Annotated in this window: 16 protein-coding genes and 1 riboswitch; of the genes, 8 read left to right on the top strand and 8 right to left on the bottom strand. The window is 63.4% G+C overall.

Annotated elements, in window-relative coordinates:
* Positions 1 to 51: 51 nt before the first annotated feature.
* Positions 52 to 1,101, bottom strand: coding sequence for a WXG100 family type VII secretion target (locus LDN85_RS19260; protein ID WP_051421718.1), 1,050 nt, complete (start codon positions 1,099 to 1,101; stop codon positions 52 to 54).
* A 209-nt stretch (positions 1,102 to 1,310) separates the two neighbouring features.
* Between LDN85_RS19260 and LDN85_RS19255 the strand changes: the two genes are divergently transcribed.
* Positions 1,311 to 2,834 (top strand): UDP-N-acetylglucosamine 1-carboxyvinyltransferase, encoded by a 1,524-nt coding sequence (locus tag LDN85_RS19255; protein ID WP_223943859.1) that lies wholly within the window; start codon positions 1,311 to 1,313, stop codon positions 2,832 to 2,834.
* A gap of 46 nt (positions 2,835 to 2,880) precedes the next feature.
* A complete protein-coding gene (locus LDN85_RS19250; protein ID WP_223943858.1) occupies positions 2,881 to 4,077 on the top strand; it encodes a glutamate--cysteine ligase in 1,197 nt (398 codons plus the stop codon).
* 97 nt (positions 4,078 to 4,174) lie between these two features.
* Here LDN85_RS19250 and LDN85_RS19245 read toward each other — a convergent pair whose 3' ends face one another.
* The 3 genes from LDN85_RS19245 to LDN85_RS19235 are packed head-to-tail and all read right to left on the bottom strand — an operon-like array spanning position 4,175 to position 6,057.
* Positions 4,175 to 5,383 (bottom strand): O-succinylhomoserine sulfhydrylase, encoded by a 1,209-nt coding sequence (locus tag LDN85_RS19245; protein ID WP_026543349.1) that lies wholly within the window; start codon positions 5,381 to 5,383, stop codon positions 4,175 to 4,177.
* Positions 5,384 to 5,794 (bottom strand): rhodanese-like domain-containing protein, encoded by a 411-nt coding sequence (locus LDN85_RS19240; RefSeq protein WP_026543350.1) that lies wholly within the window; start codon positions 5,792 to 5,794, stop codon positions 5,384 to 5,386. It lies immediately after the preceding gene.
* Positions 5,791 to 6,057 carry a DUF1737 domain-containing protein gene (locus LDN85_RS19235; protein WP_026543351.1) on the bottom strand — a complete coding sequence of 89 codons (267 nt, stop codon included), beginning with the start codon at positions 6,055 to 6,057 and terminating at the stop codon, positions 5,791 to 5,793. The genes LDN85_RS19240 and LDN85_RS19235 overlap by 4 nt, the downstream gene beginning before the upstream one ends.
* Before the next feature lie 13 nt (positions 6,058 to 6,070).
* A riboswitch (SAM riboswitch) is annotated at positions 6,071 to 6,183 on the bottom strand.
* Between the two features lie 165 nt (positions 6,184 to 6,348).
* On the opposite strand from LDN85_RS19235, the gene LDN85_RS19230 reads away from it, so the two are divergent.
* The 4 genes from LDN85_RS19230 to LDN85_RS19215 all read left to right on the top strand — a co-directional run bounded on the left by LDN85_RS19230 (position 6,349) and on the right by LDN85_RS19215 (position 11,112).
* Positions 6,349 to 7,677, top strand: coding sequence for an NtaA/DmoA family FMN-dependent monooxygenase (locus LDN85_RS19230; protein WP_346347052.1), 1,329 nt, complete (start codon positions 6,349 to 6,351; stop codon positions 7,675 to 7,677).
* Positions 7,677 to 9,299 (top strand): aromatic amino acid ammonia-lyase, encoded by a 1,623-nt coding sequence (locus LDN85_RS19225; RefSeq protein WP_223943856.1) that lies wholly within the window; start codon positions 7,677 to 7,679, stop codon positions 9,297 to 9,299. Before LDN85_RS19230 ends, LDN85_RS19225 begins: the two co-directional genes overlap by 1 nt.
* Positions 9,296 to 10,357 (top strand): cysteine synthase family protein, encoded by a 1,062-nt coding sequence (locus LDN85_RS19220; RefSeq protein ID WP_223943855.1) that lies wholly within the window; start codon positions 9,296 to 9,298, stop codon positions 10,355 to 10,357. Before LDN85_RS19225 ends, LDN85_RS19220 begins: the two co-directional genes overlap by 4 nt.
* A 272-nt stretch (positions 10,358 to 10,629) precedes the next feature.
* Entirely contained in the window at positions 10,630 to 11,112 is a 483-nt protein-coding gene (locus LDN85_RS19215) for a carboxymuconolactone decarboxylase family protein (protein ID WP_091552353.1), read from the top strand.
* A 274-nt stretch (positions 11,113 to 11,386) separates the two neighbouring features.
* Here LDN85_RS19215 and LDN85_RS19210 read toward each other — a convergent pair whose 3' ends face one another.
* Positions 11,387 to 12,841, bottom strand: a complete 1,455-nt coding sequence (locus LDN85_RS19210; RefSeq protein ID WP_026543356.1) for an amino acid permease — start codon at positions 12,839 to 12,841, stop codon at positions 11,387 to 11,389.
* An 831-nt stretch (positions 12,842 to 13,672) separates the two neighbouring features.
* Here LDN85_RS19210 and LDN85_RS19205 point away from each other — a divergent pair.
* Complete coding sequence (locus LDN85_RS19205; protein WP_223943854.1) at positions 13,673 to 14,266, top strand: hypothetical protein; 594 nt, start codon at positions 13,673 to 13,675, stop codon at positions 14,264 to 14,266.
* A 43-nt stretch (positions 14,267 to 14,309) separates the two neighbouring features.
* Here LDN85_RS19205 and LDN85_RS19200 read toward each other — a convergent pair whose 3' ends face one another.
* Complete coding sequence (locus tag LDN85_RS19200) at positions 14,310 to 15,251, bottom strand: aminodeoxychorismate lyase (RefSeq protein WP_026547850.1); 942 nt, start codon at positions 15,249 to 15,251, stop codon at positions 14,310 to 14,312.
* Between the two features lie 86 nt (positions 15,252 to 15,337).
* Here LDN85_RS19200 and cls point away from each other — a divergent pair, with 86 nt between their 5' ends.
* Positions 15,338 to 16,810 carry a cardiolipin synthase gene (gene cls / locus LDN85_RS19195; protein ID WP_026543358.1) on the top strand — a complete coding sequence of 491 codons (1,473 nt, stop codon included), beginning with the start codon at positions 15,338 to 15,340 and terminating at the stop codon, positions 16,808 to 16,810.
* Between the two features lie 21 nt (positions 16,811 to 16,831).
* On the opposite strand, the gene LDN85_RS19190 is transcribed toward cls, so the two are convergent.
* Entirely contained in the window at positions 16,832 to 18,901 is a 2,070-nt protein-coding gene (locus LDN85_RS19190) for a chorismate-binding protein (RefSeq protein ID WP_223943853.1), read from the bottom strand.
* Positions 18,898 to 19,458: a low molecular weight protein-tyrosine-phosphatase gene (locus tag LDN85_RS19185; protein WP_026543360.1), complete on the bottom strand. Its 561-nt coding sequence runs from the start codon at positions 19,456 to 19,458 to the stop codon at positions 18,898 to 18,900. The genes LDN85_RS19190 and LDN85_RS19185 overlap by 4 nt, the downstream gene beginning before the upstream one ends.
* Positions 19,459 to 19,472 lie beyond the last annotated feature (14 nt).

Here is a 19,472-nt window from a genome sequence, read left to right as displayed (position 1 = left end):
GGCCTGCTGAAGTCCGTGGCCGGTGTCGTGCCTGTGTTGCGGGCTGGGTCCTCACGAGGTGGTCCGGGACTCGTCGTTGAACTCCGGATCCTCGCCCGGGGCGGGTTCGGCATTGTTGGCATCGCCGGTCTGGTCCATGGGGACCTCGTTGGACGGGTGGGGCAGCAGGTCCTGTCCCACCACCACGGTGTCGCCGTTGTTCACGGCTTCCTCAATCAAATCCGCAAGCTCCTCAGCACTGGCATCCGGGTTGGCGATGGCCACATTGCGGCCCACCTCATTGTTGTACAGATCCATGGCTTCACGGGGCGCAGGGTTTCCAGGGAGCTGCTCGTGGGCCGTCGCGTAATCCTCCGCCCAGTCGGCGCCGAACTCCTTGACCATGAGGGCGTTCCAATAGGCGTGGCGGAAGGCGTCATTCTGGTCATCGTTGCGGTCTGCACTGGGAAAGCGGTCATCAGCGGTGCTGAACGCGTCATCGTGGATGTCCTTGAAGGCGTTCATCTCAAAAGGGCCCAAGCCGTTGAGGAGCTCAGCTTCCTTCTCGGTGACTTCCCTTTGGTCGACAATGAAGCGCAGGGGATCCCAGTCCCCGGGCCACTTGGTGACCTTGGCATCGCTGACCTGGTACTTGTCCAGGATTTCCTGCGGTGTGGGCTGGTCCTGGTTGGACGCGGTCTTGGTGCTGGCGTCACCCCCGGAACTGCCGTTGCTGTCGGAACCGGTGCTGTCGGCGGACCCGGAATCGCCGGCGCCCCCGGAGCTGCCGGCGTCCCCGGCGCTCCCTGAACCGCTCCCCGAACCGTTGCTGCCAGCGCCTTCAGTGGAAGCGGAGGATTGCTGGTCCGCGTTGGTCAGGACGGACCGTGACGCTTCCTCCAGTCCACGCGTTGTCCGTTCCAGCAGCGGCCTCAGCCGGCCTTGCCAATCCGCGGCAAAACGCTTGGCGTCCTGGCCCTGCCACCCGCCGCCATGGCCGGTCATTCCCTGCCCGATCAACGAGTCGAGCTCCCTGGCCCGGCTGGTCAACAGTGTGGCACCGTTGGACAGGGCCTTTGAGAGTGCTTTGAGTTGGTCGACGTCGGCGCCGTAGAAAGGCATGTTTCCCCCTGAGCTTTGCCTCCATGCTTTGGTATTGTCGCGCGAATCGCAATGGGGACCTCTGCCCAGCCATAACGGGTGGAAAGCGTTAGCCGGAAGTGAGCGGCCGCCGTCGAGCCTTTATCTCACAATCCGGGTACGGTGTGACGTTTGCCGCTCAAACGGCGTTTTATGCTCCAGTTCTAGCTCACCTGTGATATTTCTTGGATATGACGCAACCTACCGCTGAACACGTAGGCCTTCTGCTCCGTAACGCCCGCGGCGAAAAAGGGTGGACGCAGGGGCAGTTGGCTACCGAGCTTGGAACCAGCCAGAGCGCAATCGCCCGGATGGAGCAAGGCAAACAGAATCTCAGCCTTCGGATGATCGAGCGGCTCGAGGCCATCTTCGGCCGATCAATCGTCAAAGTGGGCAAGCCCCAGATGACCCACCTCCGGGTTGAGGGCGGCAGGACCCTTTCCGGAGAAGTGGATGTCAACAGCAGCAAGAATGCAGGCGTGGCCCTTCTGTGCGCCAGCCTGATCAACCGCGGCACCACCACGTTGCGCCGGTTGGCCCGGATCGAGGAAGTCAACAGGATTGTTGAAGTCCTGACGTCCATCGGCGTCGAATGCACGTGGCTCAACGGAAGCGACCTCCGCATCCGCAGGCCCGACGTCCTGGACCTGGGTTCCATGGATGTGGACGCCGCCCGCCGTACCCGCAGCGTCATCATGCTGCTTGGTCCGCTCTTGGACGAGACCAGCGAATACCTGCTCCCCTACGCCGGTGGCTGCGACCTCGGAACCCGCACAGTGGAGCCGCACATGCAGGCGCTGCGCCAGTTCGGGCTCGACGTCGAAGCGAAGTCCGGGTTCTATTCCGTGACTGCGCCGCCCGCTGATGGACACGACCGTTCCTTCGTCCTCACCGAACGTGGCGACACCGTGACCGAGAACGCCATCATGGCCGCCGCACACCGCGAGGGCACCACGGTCATCCGGAACGCGAGCCCCAACTACATGGTCCAGGACCTCTGCTTCTACTTGCAGGGACTCGGCGTGGAGATCCAGGGCGTGGGAACCACCACGCTGAAGATCACCGGCCGTTCCGCCATCGATGTGGAAATCGAGTACTTCCCCTCCGAAGACCCCATCGAGGCAATGAGCCTGATCACCGCCGGGATTGTCACCAACTCCGAGGTCACCATCCGCCGTGTCCCCATCGAGTTCATGGAAATCGAGCTCGCCACCTTGGAGCAGATGGGCCAGAACCTCGAAATCTCCGGGGAGTACATGGCGCGCAACGGCCGGACCCGCCTGGTGGACGTAACTACCAAGCCATCCGAGCTCCGCGCTCCCCAGGACAAGATCCACCCCATGCCGTTCCCCGGCTTGAACATCGACAACCTGCCGTTCTTCGCAGTCATCGCAGGCAACGCCGAAGGCCAGACCATGATCCACGACTGGGTCTACGAAAACCGTGCGATCTACCTGACGGAGCTCAATAAGCTGGGCGCCCAGGTGCAGTTGCTTGACCCGCACCGGATCTACGTCAATGGACCCACCAAGTGGCGTGCCGCGGAGATCGGCTGCCCGCCGGCCCTGCGTCCTGCCGCGTGCTTGCTCCTGGCAATGCTTGCTGCCCGTGGCACGTCCGAGCTCCGCAACATCTACGTGATCGAGCGCGGCTACGAGGATCTGGCAGAGCGGTTGAACACCATCGGCGCCAAAGTCGAGTACTTCCAGGACTAGGCTCCACGCCACTGTCCTCCGCAGGCCGCCTGACGCAGAATGGAGCATGCGGACGTTCGGGGTTGAGGAAGAGCTGCTCATCGTCCATCCTGTGACGGGCGAACCCTTGGCCTTGGCCGATGCGCTGCTGGCCACCTACGACCAGCCTGCCACTGCTACCGGGCTCAGTCCCGAGCTCAAGCTCGAGCAGATCGAGACCCAAACCCGGCCCTGCCACAGCTACGCCGAACTCCGGCACCAGATCCGCCGTGGCAGGGTCATGGCCAATGAGGCGGCCCGCCGGCACGGCGCACAGGTTGCTGCGATCGCTACCTCTCCACTGGATTCGAACACCCACACCACCCCGGATCCCCGGTATGCCGCCATGCTGGACCGCTTTGGTATTACCGCCACTGAGCAATTGACGTGCGGATTCCACGTCCATACCTCCGTGGAGTCGCCGGAGGAGGGCGTGGTGATACTGGACCACATCCGCGACAAACTCGCGGTGCTCACGGCGCTCTCCGCCAACTCGCCCTACTGGCGGGGACTCCCCACGGGGTTCGACAGCTACCGCACGCAGGCCTGGAACCGTTGGCCCACCTCAGGACCCTCCGCTCTTTTCGGCTCCCTTACCGCGTATCGACGCCTTGTGAAGCGGCTGCTGGATACGGGCGTGATCCTGGATGAAGGCATGATCTACTTCGATGCCCGCATCTCCCGCAACCATCCCACCGTGGAGGTCCGGGTAGCCGACGTCTGCCTCCGCGCCGAGGACGCGGCCTTGATTGCGGTGCTGGTGCGGGCTTTGGTGGAGACGGCTTCCCTGGAAATGCTCGACGGCGTTGAGCCCACCCCGGTGCCCACGGCACTCCTGCGGATGGCAAGTTGGCAGGCCAGCAATGCCGGGCTGCGCGGAGATCTTCTGGATTTCGGTGATTTCCGGCCACGTCCGGCAGCGGAAGTGGTGTGGGCGTTGGTGGATTATGTGAGCCCGGTCCTGGATGACCAGGGCGAATTGGAACTGGTCAAGGCCGGCATCCAGGAGTTGCTGGATCGGGGCAATGGCGCCCACGAGCAGCGGGAAGCGGCGGTGCGCTTTACCAACAGGAGGCACGGCGGTCAGAGCCAGGCGGGTAGTCCGCCTACCGCGGAAGCCTTGGCCGCCGTCGTCGGGCATGCAGCGAAGGTGACGGTCCGCGGAACCTCTGCCGACGCGCACAAGGAGCCCGCGCCGACGCTGGCCAGGGTCAGGCGGCCCTAGGTCCGCAGGCTTCCCCGGTCTTCCGTGGACTTCGCCACCGTGCCGGCAGCATTGACTGCTCCGGCACGGTGGGAAGGATGCTTCCCCGGCTGCAAGATCAGACCTGCTTGAGGGCCTTCTCCAGGTCCAGGATGAGGTCGTCCACGTCTTCCAGGCCCACCGACAAACGGACCACGCCGTCGCTGAGGCCGATCGCGGCCCGGCCCTCCGGTCCCATGGCCCGGTGGGTGGTGGTGGCCGGGTGGGTGATGAGTGACTTGGAGTCACCGAGGTTGTTGGAAATGTCCACCACGCGCAGCCCATCGAGCAAGGCGAACGCAGCCTCCTTGGCTGAGCGTCCGGCCGAAGGCGACAACTCGAACGTCAGCACCGTACCGCCGGCCTTCATCTGTTTCGCGGCCAGCTCGTACTGCGGGTGGGACTTCAGCAGCGGGTATTTGACCCAGCTGATGGCGGGTTGCTGCTCAAGCCACTCTGCGATCTTCAAAGCCGATGCCGAGCTGTGGTTTACCCGCAGGCCGATGGTCTCCAAACCCTTGGTCAGCACCCAGGCATTGAACGCCGACAGCGACGGGCCGGTGTGCCGCATGAGCTGCTTGACCGGGCCGTCGATGAACTCCTTGGTCCCCAGGATCGCGCCGCCCAGAACACGGCCCTGGCCGTCGATGTGCTTGGTGCCTGAGTACACAATCACGTCCGCGCCCAGCTCACCGCAGCGCTGCAGCAGGGGAGTGGCGAAGACGTTGTCGACGACGACGGTCGCCCCGGCGGCATGCGCCAGTTCGCTGACGGCCGCGATGTCCACGATTTCCTGCATGGGGTTGGACGGTGACTCGAAGAAGACGGCGGTGGTCGGCTCCGAGAGGGCTTCACGCCATTGGTCCAGATCCGGGCCATCCACGAATACCGTCTCCACGCCCCAACGGGGCAGGATCTCATTGAGGATCACAAAGCAGGAACCGAACAAGGACCGGGCGGCCACCACGCGGTCGCCGGCAGCCAGCAAGGCACCCAGGGCGGTGAACACCGCGGACATGCCGGACGCCGTCGCAAAGCATGCCTCGGTTCCTTCGAGCAGCCGCAGCCGCTCCTGGAAGGTGGCCACGGACGGGTTGCCGTAGCGGGAGTAAACGAAGCGTTCGTCCTCGCCGGTGAAGGCACGTTCGGCCGCAGCGGCTGACTCATAAACAAAGCCGGAGTTCAGGAAAACCGGCTCGGACGTTTCCTGGAAATTGGTGCGGTCAAGACCACCGCGAACGGCCTGGGTGTCAGGGCTCCAGCCGGCGGCGTCGGGATTGAATGTCACTTACTCGGTCCCCAGGTTCGTCGGCAGGCCGCGGTTTTTCCAGCCGTTTACGGTGCGCTCGCCGTAGCGGTCCGGTTCGCCTTCAAAGCCTTCAAGGACGTTGTAGGCAGTGAAGCCGGCTTGCGTCGCGGCGATCGCGGCGGAGATGGAGCGCTGGCCGGAGCGGCAGATGAAGACGAGCTCCACGGCTTCGTCCTCGGGTGCCTGCTGCTGCAGGTCCTCGATGAAGCGGGAGTTGGGGATGCCGCCGGCGAGGTTCCACTGGATGAAGAGGGGATCGTTCTCCGTGGCTTTGGTGTCCGGGATGCCGATGTGGGCCCATTCGCCCTCGGTGCGGACATCCACCAGGATCGCGCCTTGTTCAAGCTTGGCCCACGCGTCCTGTGGGGTCAGGTCACCTGCGTAGCTCATGCGTGGCCCTCGAATGCTTCTTCGTCGTCGTAGTTCTCAAGCTGGTCCACTGCGTTGGCTACGGCCGCGTCAGCGTTGGCGATCGCGGCGGGAAGGACAATTGCTTGGGCAACAATGACGGTGGTGCCGTTGAACGTTGCTGCCGGGCTGCCATGGAGCACATAGCCCTCGGCGAGTGCGCTATGGATACGCTCACAAAATTCACGGTTGTCCGGGCCTGTAATCAGGCGGTAGGACAGTTTTTCTTCAGTGGGTTCAGGCATTGCTGGTGCTCCTCAGTCACGCTTGCAGTTCGAATTTGTCGATACGCCGAGTAGTCACCTGAGGCACCCCGCCGGAGAGAGGGTTGCCGACCAGCAAGTCAGGGCTTTGCGCTGGTACTCATTACTCAAGAAAAACGTAACATCGACCGGCCTTGGGCCGCACTTGCGTGCTGTTCTCCGGTCGTCATGTTGCGTAATCGGAGGCCGCCCGGGACCTCACCAAATGTGACGTCCCGGGAGCATAATTGACCCAGTACGACCCCCTGTAACTTCGCATGAAATCAGGTCGCGGTGAACGGACAGAGCAGTTCTACACTCAAGCCCATGCTGCACTTTGGATGGTTTGTAGGCCACGGATTCGGTGTCCAAGGGTGGGGGACGCCGGGCTACGGCCTGGGCTACGACTGGAAGAAACCCGCCCTGTACCAAGAGGCCGTCCGGGCGTTCGAACAATCCGGTTTGGACCTCTTCATCATTGAGGATTCCCTCACCGTGCCGGACACGTACGGCGGATCGGCGGAGGTCTCCCTGGCTCATGCCTCCTTCGCGCCCAAGCATGATCCCCTGGCGCTGGTCCCGTATCTTCTGTCCGCCACCGAGCACCTGGGGATCGTCCCGACGGTCAGCGCGTCCTTTTATCCGCCCTTCACAGCTGCCCGGCTCCTGGCCACGCTGCAACACTTCTCGGAAGGGCAGCTGGGCTGGAACGTGGTGACGTCCGGCAGCGACCTCGCCGCGCAGAACTACGGGCTGGACCAGCAGATAGAACACGACCTCCGGTATGAAAAGGCGGAGGAATTCGTCGACGTCGTCAGGCGGCTCTGGCGGAGTTGGGAACCTGGCGCTGTGGTTGAGGATGTGGAGGCCGGCGTGTTCGCGGACCACAGCAAAGTGCATCCGATCAACCACCACGGCGACTTCTTCAAGGTACGCGGTCCCCTGAATACGGCGCCTTTGCCTGAAGAACCCGTGTTGGTGCAGGCCGGGGCGTCACCGCGGGGGAAAGCGTTCGCAGGTGGCCATGCCGACGTAGCCATTGCCTTGGCCCGCGGCGTTGACGGTATGAAGGCCTACCGCGACTCCATCCGTGCCGAGGCCGCCAAGGCAGGCAGGAATCCCGACGACGTCAAGGTACTTTTCGTCCTTAAGCCCACAGTGGTTGGCTCAACTGCCGAAGCTGAGGACTTGCGGGCCCAGCGCCGCGAACTCACCCAGCGGGACATCGACAGCCAGCTCAACTCCATTTCGTATCTTTCGGTGATCGACTTCAAACAATTCGACCTCGATGCTCCACTGCCGGAACTGAGTACCAACAGCAACCAGGGGACCTTGGAACACTTCGCCAAGGCGGCGCCTCCCGGTTCCACGTTGCGTGAGATCCTGCAGGCCAGGAGCGGCGGGGCAGGGGATTCGATCATCGGCACGGTGGGCCAGATTGCCGACTACCTTGAGTCCACCGGCTCCGAGGTGGGCGGCGACGGGTTCCTCTTTTCCGGTTTCGTGGATCCGGTGACGGTCCATGGCGTGCTGGATAAACTCACTCCCGAACTGCGGCGTCGTGGCCTGTTGAGGAAGAGTTACGGCAATGGTGGGTTCCGGCAGAACCTCCTGGACTTTTGATGGCCTCTGTTGAGCCCCGCACCCTTCATCTGGGGATGACGCCGATTTCCGCGCGGAGTGTTGCCCTGACGGCCGCTGAGTCCTCGTTCCACGTGAAACTCAACCAAGATGCGTTGACTCTGATGACCCGCTCACGGGATGTTCTGGAGCATGCGGCGGCCTCCGGACAGCGGGTTTACGGGCTCAACACTTTGCTTGGATCCGGCAGGGATACCGCTGTGGAGGAGAAGTCACTGCTGGCGTATCAAATCCAAGTCGTCAGGTATCACAACAGCGGCGTGGGCTCCTATCTGGACCGTCCCGCTGCCCGCGCTGTGATCCTGGCCCGGCTCATCGGGTTCAGCCGGGGAGGTTCCGGCGTGCGCCCGGAAACAGCCGCTTTCTATGGGGAGATGCTGAACCGTGGAGTCCTTCCCGCCATCCCGCGCGAAGGCTCGGTGGGTTCCTCGGACCTCACCCAGCTGGCCGCCGTCGCAGCCGTTGCCATTGGTGAGGGCCAAGCCTTCGACGCCGACGGCACTTTGATCCCCGGAGCCAAAGCGCTCGCCGACGCCGGCCTGCAGCCACTGGTCCTCGCGCCCGGCGAAGCGCTCGCCTTGGTCAGCGCCAACGCCTACTCCGTGGGCGTCGGAACCCTCGCCCTGGTGCGGTTGCAATACTTGGCCCGCCTGGCCGACGTCGCGCTTTCTCTCTCGCTGGAGACCATCGCCAGGTACGACGGCGGCGGGAACCTCAGTCCGTTTTCGCCGGCCATCCAAGCGGCCAAGGCGGTAAACGGCCAGGGTGACTCGGCGGCTGCAGTGCGCCACCTGCTCAGTGGTGGCTGGATGGAAGATGTGCGTCCCGAGGTGTCGGTGCAGGATGCGTTGTCCTTCCGGGCCGCACCGCAGACGCACGGGGCCTTTCGATCCCTCGTGGCGCAGCTGGGTGCTGCGTTGGAGGTAGAGCTGAATGGTCGCGGCGACAATCCGTTGGTTGATGTCGAGTCCGGGCTCATGGTGTCCGGCGGGAACTTCCAGCCGATGCAACTGGCCCTTGCGTTCGAAGGCCTGCGGGTCGCGGTGGCACACGTGGGGGTCTCCAGCGAGCGGCGCATCGCCAAGCTGTATCCGCCGCAACGGGCCATCCGGGCCAGGCACCTGCAGGCAGCATCGACTCAAGCCCCGTCTGCGGGGTCTGAACCGGGGGCCGGACTGGAGTCTGCCCCGGCTGCCGGGCTTGCCCAGGAGGAACTGCCCGGGCTGCTGTGGTACTCCGCCGCCGGGCTGTTGGCCGAGCTCAAGTTCCTGGCCGCCCCGGCCACCCTCGGCGCACCGACCCTGTCTGCCGACGTCGAGGACCATTCAACGCTGGCCCCTTTGGCCCTGCAGCAACTCGAAAAGTCGGTGGAGGTGCTGGAAAAGCTGTTGGCAATCGAGGCATTGACGGCGTCCTATCTGCTGCTGGAAGCGGGAGCCGCGCAGCCGCTCGGGAAGGGGACAGCCGTCGTCGTGGGTCGACTCGCTGATGTGCTGGCCGACAGGCCGGCGGCGCCCGATCTTGTGGAACGGGCGCGGATTGCAGTGCGGGACGCGACGGACCGAGTACTCCCGGAAACAGAGGAAGGGGCGGAGTTGCGGTGAACACAACAATTCGCAAACACGGAGTGCACTCGGCAACGGCTACCCCGGACGGGCTGGACGCCTCGGTCCTGGACAAAGTGGGCAACACGCCTTTGGTGAAGTTGGAGTCGCTGGGCCGCGGCCTGGGGAGCACCATCCACATCAAGCTTGAGTCCGAGAACCCCGGCGGCTCCATCAAAGACCGCACCGCCCTCAGCATGGTTCGCGCGGCCGAGAAGTCCGGGGAGCTGAAGCCGGGAGCCACCATTGTGGAGAGCACCTCGGGCAACACGGGGATCGGCCTGGCACTGATCGGGCACCTGACGGGCCACCCAGTGGTGGTGGTGACGGGCGATACGATCTCCGAAGAAAAGCTCGCTGCGCTTCACAATTACGGGGCCCGCGTGATCCTGACTGACTGGAATGCGCCGTCCGAGTCACCGGAGAACGCCCGCGCAGTAGCCGCCCGGATCACCGCAGAGACACCCGGTGCCTGGCGGCCCATGCAGTTCGACAACCCCGCCAATCCCTTGGCGCACTATCAAACCACCGGACCGGAAATCTGGGAGCAGACGGGCGGCCTGGTCACGCACTTCGTTGCCGGCATAGGGACCGGCGGGACCATCAGCGGGAACGGGCGGTACCTGAAGGAACGGGTGGCGGATTCACGGCCCGGCGGGCACCTGGAAGTTGTTGGCGCCGACCCCTATGGCTCCGCCTACAGCGGCGGGCACCCCGGGGAGATCCTGGTGGATGGCGTGGGAAACTCCTGGCCGGAACCCGAATGGCCCAAGGCATTCGACCGCTCCATTGTGGACCGATTCCTGCGCATTCCCAACGACGACGTCTACACCACCGTCCACAGGCTTCTCGACGAAGAAGGCCTGGCGCTTGGCCCGTCCTCAGGGCTCGCGGTGGCCGCGGCTGTCCGGGTGGCTCGTGCTGCGCCGCACGGTTCGGTGGTGGTGGCCATAGCGCCCGACGCCGGCACCAACTACCTGAGTAAGGCCTTCAACCCGGCGTGGCTGGCCGAGCATGGCATCCGGCTCGCCGCCGACACCCCTGCCGCGCGCGAATAGAACCCTCTTTCAGGTCCCCCGGGTTTGGGGTGGACCCTCTTTCAGGTCCCCCGGGTTTGGGGTGGACCTTCTTTCACATCCCCCGGGTTTGGGGCGAACCTTCTTTCACATCCCCCGGGTTTGGGGCGAACCTTCTCTCACATCCCCGGGTTTGGGGCGGACCTTCTCTCAGTTCCCCCGGGGTTTGGGGCGAACCTTCTTTCAGGTCCCCCGGGTTTGGGACGAACCCTCTCGCGTCAGGCTGCATGGGCCCTTTGCGCTAGGCTCCAACCATGCCCGAACAGGAAACAAAACCACGTCTGGCCGGCTATCTGGACAAGCAGCAGCCGGAACTTTATGCCACGCTGAGCCACTATTCCCAGCAACTTGTAGACGAAGCCGACCGACTGGGAATCTCGCGTCGCACCCTCGAACTCGTCAATTACTTGTGCTCGCAGATCAATGGTTGCGCCTTCTGCCTTGACCTTCACCATCGCCGGGCCCTTAAGCTCGGTGAAACAGAACAACGGTTGTCCTTGGTAGCTGTTTACAAGGAAGTTCAGCTCTTTGATTCCGCTGAAGTGGTGGCCATGGAAATCGCTGAGCAAATAACCCGCATGAGTTCTTCACGGCCCAGTCCTGAGCTCTTTGAGAAGGCACGGCAGCACTACAGCGACGAGCAAATCAGTGTGCTCTGCATGGCTGCCATCGGCATCAACGCTTTCAACCGGCTGTCCATCTTGAGCGAGCACCCGGTCCGCGCAGCCAAGAAGTAGCCCGGAAAACACAGCCGGGTGATTAACCCGGAAGATACAGCCGGGTGATTAAGGGGCGTGCCTCCACCACCAACTTTGGCTGGCAGGGCCGATCTGACACATCTCTTGCCCGGCGTGTCAGGGCTGCCCGGGTTTCAATGTGGGTGGTGGAGGTCCGGGAGGTGTGGCGTCCTGACCCTCTTTGAGATGGGCTCAGCCCCTGGTCAACCCGCAAAGGTTGTCCAGGGGTTGAGCTGTCTCCAAACAAGGTCAGGAAGCTACGAACCAGGAAGAACTATGCGTCCGCTGCCTTCTTGAGCGACCGGCGTCGGCCGTACTTGAAGTAGAAGACGGCGTAGCAGGCGCCCACGAACGGAACGCCGAACAACAGTGCTGCGACCTGGTTGGGGTCGAACGCGATACCGATCAGCGATACAAGGCAAAGTGCGAACGCCAGGATCGGGACCAGCGGGAACAATGGGGCCTTGTACGGCAGTGTGCTGAGGTCTCCGCCGTTCCTGATGAAGGTCCGCCGGTAAATGAAGTGCGACGCCACGATGGACATCCAGACACCCACGGTGGCGAAGCCGGCTACCGAGACGAGCACAAGATAGACCGTGGCCGGAGCCACCACGCTGCTGATCAATGAGGCCAAGCCGCCCAGCATGCTCACGCAGAGCGCCACCATCGGGATGCCGCGCTTGGTGAGTTTCTTGAATACCTGCGGTGCGTGGCCTTCATCGGCGAGCGAGAAGAGCATGCGTGCACAGGAGAAGAGGCCGCAGTTTCCGGCGGAGAGCAGCGCGGTGATGATCACGAAGTTCATGATGTCCGCGGCATAGGGGATGCCGAGCATCGAGAAAACGGTGACGAACGGGCTCTCGTCCACGCTGACTTTTTCGTAGGGGATAGTGGCCGCGATGACCAGGATCGCCCCGACGAAGAAGATCATGAGCCGGATGACCGTGGTCCTCATGGCCTTGGGGATGTTGGCGCCCGGGTTGGCGGTTTCGCCCGCGGCAACGCCGATCAGTTCCGAGCCGGAGAAGGCGTAGAAGACAGCCAGGCAGGTAACGAAGACGCCGGTGAAACCGTTGGGGAACAGGCCCGCCGGCGTGCTGAAATTCTCACCAAAGGAGGGATAGTCTCCCGTAGCGAGGGGGTGGAATCCCGCCAAGGCGGCGCCGCCGAGAATTATCAAGCCGACGACGGCGGCAACCTTGATAAGCGCGAACCAGAACTCCGATTCGCCAAAGACACGCGATGAAATGGCGTTCAGTGTGAACAGGACCGTGGCGAAGATGAAGCACCAGATCCAGACGTCGACGCCTGGGAACCAGCGCTGCATGAGGAGGCCGGCCGCTGTAAATTCCGAACCCAGGGCAACCGCCCAGCAAAGCCAGTACAGCCACGCAGTGGCGAATCCTGTGGCGGGGCCGATGGTGCGGGCTGCGTAAATGTGGAAAGCGCCGGAGACGGGGAACGCGACAGCGAGCTCCCCGAGACAAGCCATCACCAGGTAAACCACTACGGCGCCGATGAGGAACGCCAGGACAGCGCCCAAGGGGCCGGCTGTGGCGATGGTGTATCCGGAACTTACGAACAGGCCTGATCCGATGACGCCGCCCATGGCGATCATGACCAAGTGCCGGGCCTCCATGGACCGGCGCAATCCTGTTTGCGAGGCGTCAGTGTGGGACTGTGCCTCTGTTGCCGATGCTTCGGCTTCTGTGGGGGAGCTGAGTCCCATATTCCCTCCGGGAAGTTAGCCAGCAAAGTCTGAAGTAGTACCAGCCGGACGTGATCCAACTAACACGAGAACAAGATTCATCACATGACGAATGACCATTTCAAGGAGAATAAGGAATGCGATTGAACACACAGACAGCCCTTGGCTGAGGCTAAGAGTTCCTAATCATTTAGTCATGCGAGCGATTACTCTACTTGTTATCTGCTAGGTTCCATGCGGAGCTCCTTAGCCGGAGGCCCGCTGATGGGGTGGGTTTGCAACCGTTCTGCACAGACTGAGTCGCGGCGAAAAGCTGCCTGCCGTGTCTAAGTCGCTGACAGGGTGCTCTCCCTCTTTTCTTGGTTTCGTTACATTATCGGGACCGTCCGACATTAACCGGGTATGAGAGTGAAGACAAAAACAGGGGACCGTGGGGAGTTGCCCTGGCAGCGGCGACTCCAGCCCAGAGCCCCGGCGATTCCGCAGTACATTCGCGCCACCGGCTTTTGGCCCAAGGCTGGGTTGGGACTGGCTGCTCTGACCGTCGTTGCTGCGGGGGCCGTTGTTGTGGCTCCTGCCGTGTCAGCGCAGTTTCAGCCGGAAGGGCCTCCGGTTTTGCCGGTCGGTGATACCCAGAGTGAGGGGAGCGCCGCTGGCGAAGGACCCCGGGAGAACGACCTCGGTGACCTCGTGTGCCAGGGGAACATGGTGCCGGTTCAGGCGCTGGTTAATCCCAAGCCCGCAAGTGAGCTGTCTTCCGGCGCTGCGCCGGCACTCGAGGGGCGTGACGTCTCTGACTTTAACCCTCACACGTGGCTGATTGCGCAGGAGAGCAGTGACCGGGTGATGCTGATGACGAAGCTCCAAACTCCCCAGGATGACGGCAGCGGAGATATTCGCGACTACCAATACATCATCATTTCCACCAAGTCCATGGAATCGGAACCAGGCAAAGCTGTGTGGGCAGTGGTCGAGTCGTCTACATGCACCCCCGAGTGGGACCTCGGCGGGTTGGATACCGCGGCGGTAACCCTTGATCCGGCACAGCCCAGAAGCCTTGCCTCCAACCACCTCGCCTTGCTTGTCACGGAGATTTCCTGCAACTCGGGGCAGGACGCCGAGGGGCGCCTTGAAGTAGCCAAACTTGTCGAAACGGCCTCAACCGTGGAGGTGGTCGTGGGAGTGCGGCCGTCCGGGGCCGGGATGAAGACCTGCCAGGGAAACCCGCCTACACCGTTGACAATTTTGCTGCAGCAACCCCTGGGAGAGCGCAAAGTCTTGAACACGTCGCCCTTCCAGCCTCGGGAGATTGCGGTACCTGCCGCACGCGAATTGTCGGACGGTGTAGCTGCAGCCGGTGGCACTGCTGCGCAGGGTGGCTCCGCTGGTCGGGTGGCCCGTGTTCCGGGGCCACCCGCCCCAGTGGTTCAGCATTCCGGCTGGTGAGAGCTGTCCACGCTCTGCCGGAGGCCCGCTGATGGGGTGATGTTTACTCGATTCCCGCGAACAGATGGTTCAGCTCCGCGGTGAGCTGCTTGCGCACCTCGGGCGTGCCGATTTCCTTGCCGTTGATGTGGTTCACAGGGGCGATCAAGCGAATGCTGGAAATGAGCCAGACGGCGTCGGCGTCGAACAGGTCCTGCGGTTCCAGGGGACCATAACCCAATTCCCAGCCGGCAGACTTCGCGGCAGCGAACAATGCGCCCTGCGAGGTGCCCGGGAGGATGCCGCTGTCCAGCTGGGGAGTGATGAGCCGACGAACAGTCCTGACCGAACCATCGCCGTCGTCTGCTGTTTCAAGGTGCGCCAGCAACACGGTGGACGTGGGGCCTTCCAGGACCCGGCCGTCAGTTGACGTGAAGATGGCATCGTCCGCACCCTGCTTGTGCGCGTAGCGCAGCGCCGCCATGTTCACGGCGTATGAGAGCGTCTTTGCGCCCAACAGCAGCCACGGTGCGCGCTCGCCGGCTTCGGTATCAAAGCCGCGGTCCAGAAGGACGACGTCGATGCCCGTCTCGCGCTGTCGGCGACTGCCCGCAGGTGAGGGCGACGCTTGTACCCAGCACGTGGGGCTGGCGGCGCCTTCAACGCCTCGGGTCACGATGAGCTTGACTACGACCTCGTCCTCTTCGGGTGTCGGGGCAGGGTGGACGTCGCGGAATTCGTTGATGGCTGTCTCGATGGCCCGGCGCCAGACGTCCTGCCCGGGGAGCTCCAGGTCCAAGGCTGCCGCGGAACTGCCCAGACGGTTCAGGTGCGCCTGGACTTTGCGGGGGCGGCCTTGAACGGCAAGGAGTGATTCGAACACACCGTCGCCGCGGGTGGCACCCAGGTCCGTTGCCATGAGTTGCGGTTGGCTGGAATCGGCAATACGGCCGTTTTCGAAGGCTGGGTCCAGGAAAACGAGGACCGTGGGGGCAGGTGAAGTCATGGTCCCAGCTTAGTGCGGGGCCACTGCGGACGACTTTGCCGGATAGGCTGTGGTCACCGTTGTTCATGGACCGTAGGGGTTATCGCGTGCTCTTTCCTTTTCCGTTTGGCCAGGAGTGGACCTGGTTGTTGGGTGCGTGGGCCATTGCGGAAGTCATCATGCGCATCGTGCTGCTGGGCATCATTCCGGGCAACCGTCGTCCCACCACGGCCATGGCATGGCTCTTGGCTGTTTTCCTCATCCCTTCCGTTGGGTTTGTGCTGTTCCTGCTCTTTGGCAATTTCAAGTTGTCCAGGCGCAGGCGGGAGCAGCAGGAAGAAGTCAACCGCCGCGTCCGCGCGGTGACCTCCGACCTCGCTGACCCCGTGAGCGTCTACTCCGGGCCGGAATGGGTGAAATCGGCGGGAGAGCTCAACCACCGGCTGGGTTCGCTGCCGATGGTTGACGGAAACAAAGTGGAGCTGATTCCGGGCTACGAGGAATCCATCAAGGCCATGGCCGAGGCGGTCAAGGGTGCGAAGACCTACGTCAATGCCGAGTTCTACATCATGAGCAGCGACTCGGTGACGAACGACCTTCTGACTGAGCTGGAGAAGGCTGCCGAACGGGGAGTGACCGTAAGGCTGCTCTTTGACCACATCGGAACGCTTCGGGTGAAGGGCTACCGTCGGCTGATCCGCCGGTTGAAGGCAGGCAAGATCCAGTGGAAGCGGATGCTTCCGCTGCTGCCCATCCATGGCCAATGGCGCCGCCCGGACCTCAGGAACCACCGCAAGATCATGGTGATCGATGGAATGGTTGCTTTCACCGGCTCGCAGAACCTCATCGAGCCGTCCTACAACAACCCCAAACACCACAAAGTGGGCCGCAAGTGGGTTGAACTGATGTCCCGTCTTGAGGGGCCAATCGTGGCTACGCTCAACGTAGTGTTCGCTACGGACTGGCTTAGTGAAACGGACGAATCCCTCGAGGACCAGCTGCGTTTGCCAACCCAGCCGGCTCCCGGACACGTCACCGCCCAGGTAGTGCCGAGCGGCCCCGGTTTTGCCACTGAGAACAACCTGCGCCTGTTCAACACCCTGATCTACTCTGCGCAGCACCGGATTTCCATTTGCAGCCCGTACTTTGTCCCGGACGACTCCCTCCTCTATGCCATCACCACGGCCGCACAGCGAGGTGTCGACGTGGAGCTCTTCGTCTCAGAAAAGGGCGATCAGTTCCTGGTCCACCATGCCCAGCGCTCCTACTACGAAGCTTTGTTGGAAGCCGGTGTGCGCATCTACCTGTACCGTGCGCCATACGTTCTCCACGCCAAGCACTTCACCATTGATGACGAGGTGGCCGTCCTCGGTTCCAGCAACATGGACATGCGCTCCTTCTCCTTGAACATGGAGGTCTCGGTGATGCTCCTTGGCGCCGAAACCGTGAACCTCATGCGGGCCGTGGAATCCACGTACCGCGAGGTGTCCCGTGAGCTTATGCTGGACGACTGGATGGATAGACCACCCTTGGCCAAGTATGTGGACAACGTGGCCAGGTTGACCGCGACGCTGCAGTAGTCCTCAACAGCAGACCCAGGGTCAGTCCGGGAAGCCGGCCCCCAGTGCTGACAGCACCCCGAACGCCTTGGTCCGGATTTCCTCGTACTCGTCGTCGGCCACGGAGTCTGAAGTGATGGCCCCGCCCACGCCGAGGGTAAGGGTCCGCCCACCGGCGCCTTCCGGGTTGACCACCAACGTACGGATCACCACGGCCAGATCAGTGGCCGCATTCAGCGAAAAGTAGCCAACAGCTCCCGAATAGATGCCGCGGGGTCCGGACTCGAGCTGGTCCAGGATGTCCATGCTGCTGATCTTTGGTGCACCGGTCATCGAGCCGGCGGGAAAGGCTGCTGCCAAAGCTTCCGCCCGGGGTGCGCCCGGTTTCAAATGGGCGTCAATGGTGCTGACCATTTGATGGACGGTTGCGTAACTCTCGATCGCGCACAAGCGGCTGACTGTGACGGAGCCAGGGATGGCGAAATGGCTGAGGTCGTTGCGCAGCAGGTCCACGATCATGATGTTCTCGGCGCGGTCCTTCCGCGACGTCTCGAGGTCGTGCCGCAAAGCAGCATCCTCGGCAGCATCCGGAGAGCGCCGCCGGGTGCCCTTGATCGGCTCGGCGCGCATGCCGCCGTCGGACAGGATCCGCAGGAAACGCTCGGGCGAGGTGCTTGCCACCACCAGTTCGCCGAACCGGAGGTAACTGGCAAACGGTGCCGGGTTCCGGCGTCGGAGGTTCAAGTAGCTGCGCCAAGGGTCCAGGTCCCCGGCGGGGGCTTCGAGGGTGGTGGTCAGGCAGATTTCGTAGGAGTTGCCCTCGCTGATTTCGTGCTGGGAGTCCGCGATCTTGCGCTTGTAGTCGGTGGCGGAGTCCCGGCTCACGAATTCCGGGACGGCGCCTGACTCGACGGCGCCTGATGCAACGGCACCGGAAGAGCCGGCAAAAGGCTCGGCAGAAGAGGCGGCAACAACAGCAGCCCCGACGGCGGTGCGGGCCGCGCGCAACCACTCACCGGCGTCGGGCGCTTCCAACGCGAGCAGCCAGACGGCGTGTTCCCGGTGATCCAGGACCACGGCCCGGCCGGCGAAGAGCAAGGCGGCATCGGGGGTGTCGGAGGCGACGTCGTTGCCGCCGGTTTCGCGTTTGAGCTCGTAGCCGAGGTAGCCGAGCCAGCCGAGGGTGAACTGGCCGTCGTAACCGCGTGGCGCGCGGACGGCGCGTCGGCCCCAGACGGAATCGAGCCAGCGGAAGAACGGCCCGGTGGTGTTGACGGAGGCCGAACCTGCGGTCACCCGGGTAGTCCCGGACTGGTGACGTACCGACTGGCCGAAGGTGCCGCCGTCGTCAGCCAGGATGCTGAAGCGGCTGCGGGCCGCGGCTTGGGACCTGCCGGCCACCGAGGCGGCGTTGGAGGAATCGAGCCACACGGCGTTGGCGGAGCGGCCGTAAAGGGACTCGAACAACAACGCTGCGTCCGGGGTGGCGTCCAGGCGTTCGGAGCGCAGTTGAAGGCCGCGGCGTGCACTAAGTTCCGGTGACAGGATCGAGGCGACTGAAGGCAGGTACATGAGGGCCTGCAGGACATCTTCCGGTGCACTGCCGTCAGCGGGGTTCTGGACCCGGACGTCGGCAGCGCTGACCACGGCATCGGAGGCAAGCCACTGCTCTTCCTGGGCAGCCCAGCTGTCCCAGTAAGGTTCGTAGGTACTTCCGTCCCGTGCCAAGGCTCGACGGCGGCGATCCTCACCTGGGCATTCCACCCAGACCACGGCGTCCAGCAGGGGCCGGGCAGTCTCTGCCGCAGCACCCACGCCCTCAACAATGATGATTTCGGCGGGCAGCGTGACGTTCAGTCCGCCGTCGTAGTGGCGTTCCCAGTCCCAGCTGGTCCATTCGGCGGCCTGGCCGGAGCTGAGCGGTGTCAGGACTGTGCCGACGTAGCGCTCAATGCCCGGCATGAGGCCGTTCCAGCCGGGATAAATGTCCTCAAGGTGGAACAGCGAGACTTTGTGGTGCTGCCGCAAACGGGCAGCCAGTTCCACGGCCAGTGTGGTTTTTCCTGCGCCGGACCTGCCGTCAACAGCGATGATCACGGGTGCAGGGGTCATGTCATAGAGGTTACCTGCTGGTGGTCGTGGCCCGCGGCGGCTTCGGCGGAGGCGATGGCTGCTTTGACGTACTGCACGATTCCGGGGATGGCGTCTTTGATGAGCGTCCAGGTGTTGTCGAAGTCCGTGTGGCCGCCGTACCAGGGGTCCTCGATGCCGAGATCCAGGGAGCTGCGGCCTTCCATGTGGGGATCGAAGCTGCGGAGCATCCGTACTTTTTCGAGCGAGGCCCGGTCAGGGGCGCCCTCCTGGAGCCAACCGAAGTGGTCAACGTCAAGGGCGAGGATCAGGTCCCGTTCGGCGTACCATTCGTGCAGCCACTTGCGGGCAATGTGGTCTTCCGAAGCGATGTGCTGTGCTGTCAGGACGCGGGCGGCGCGGGGGTCGATCGGGTGCCCCACCTCGTACCCGGTGGTGCCGGCGGAGTCCACCCGCACCAGTTGGCCGAGCCCTTCCGCGGCGAAGGCTTCGGTGAGCATGAGTGCTGCCATGGGTGAGCGGCAGATGTTTCCCGTGCAGACCGTGATGATGCGGTATGGGCTCGTCGTTGAGTACATTCAGCAAGCATGAT

Origin of the sequence: Arthrobacter sp. StoSoilB20, from assembly GCF_019977295.1 — a bacterium.
Taxonomy (GTDB): Bacteria; Actinomycetota; Actinomycetes; order Actinomycetales; family Micrococcaceae; genus Arthrobacter; species Arthrobacter nicotinovorans_A.
This window is presented reverse-complemented; position numbering and strand designations above follow the sequence as displayed.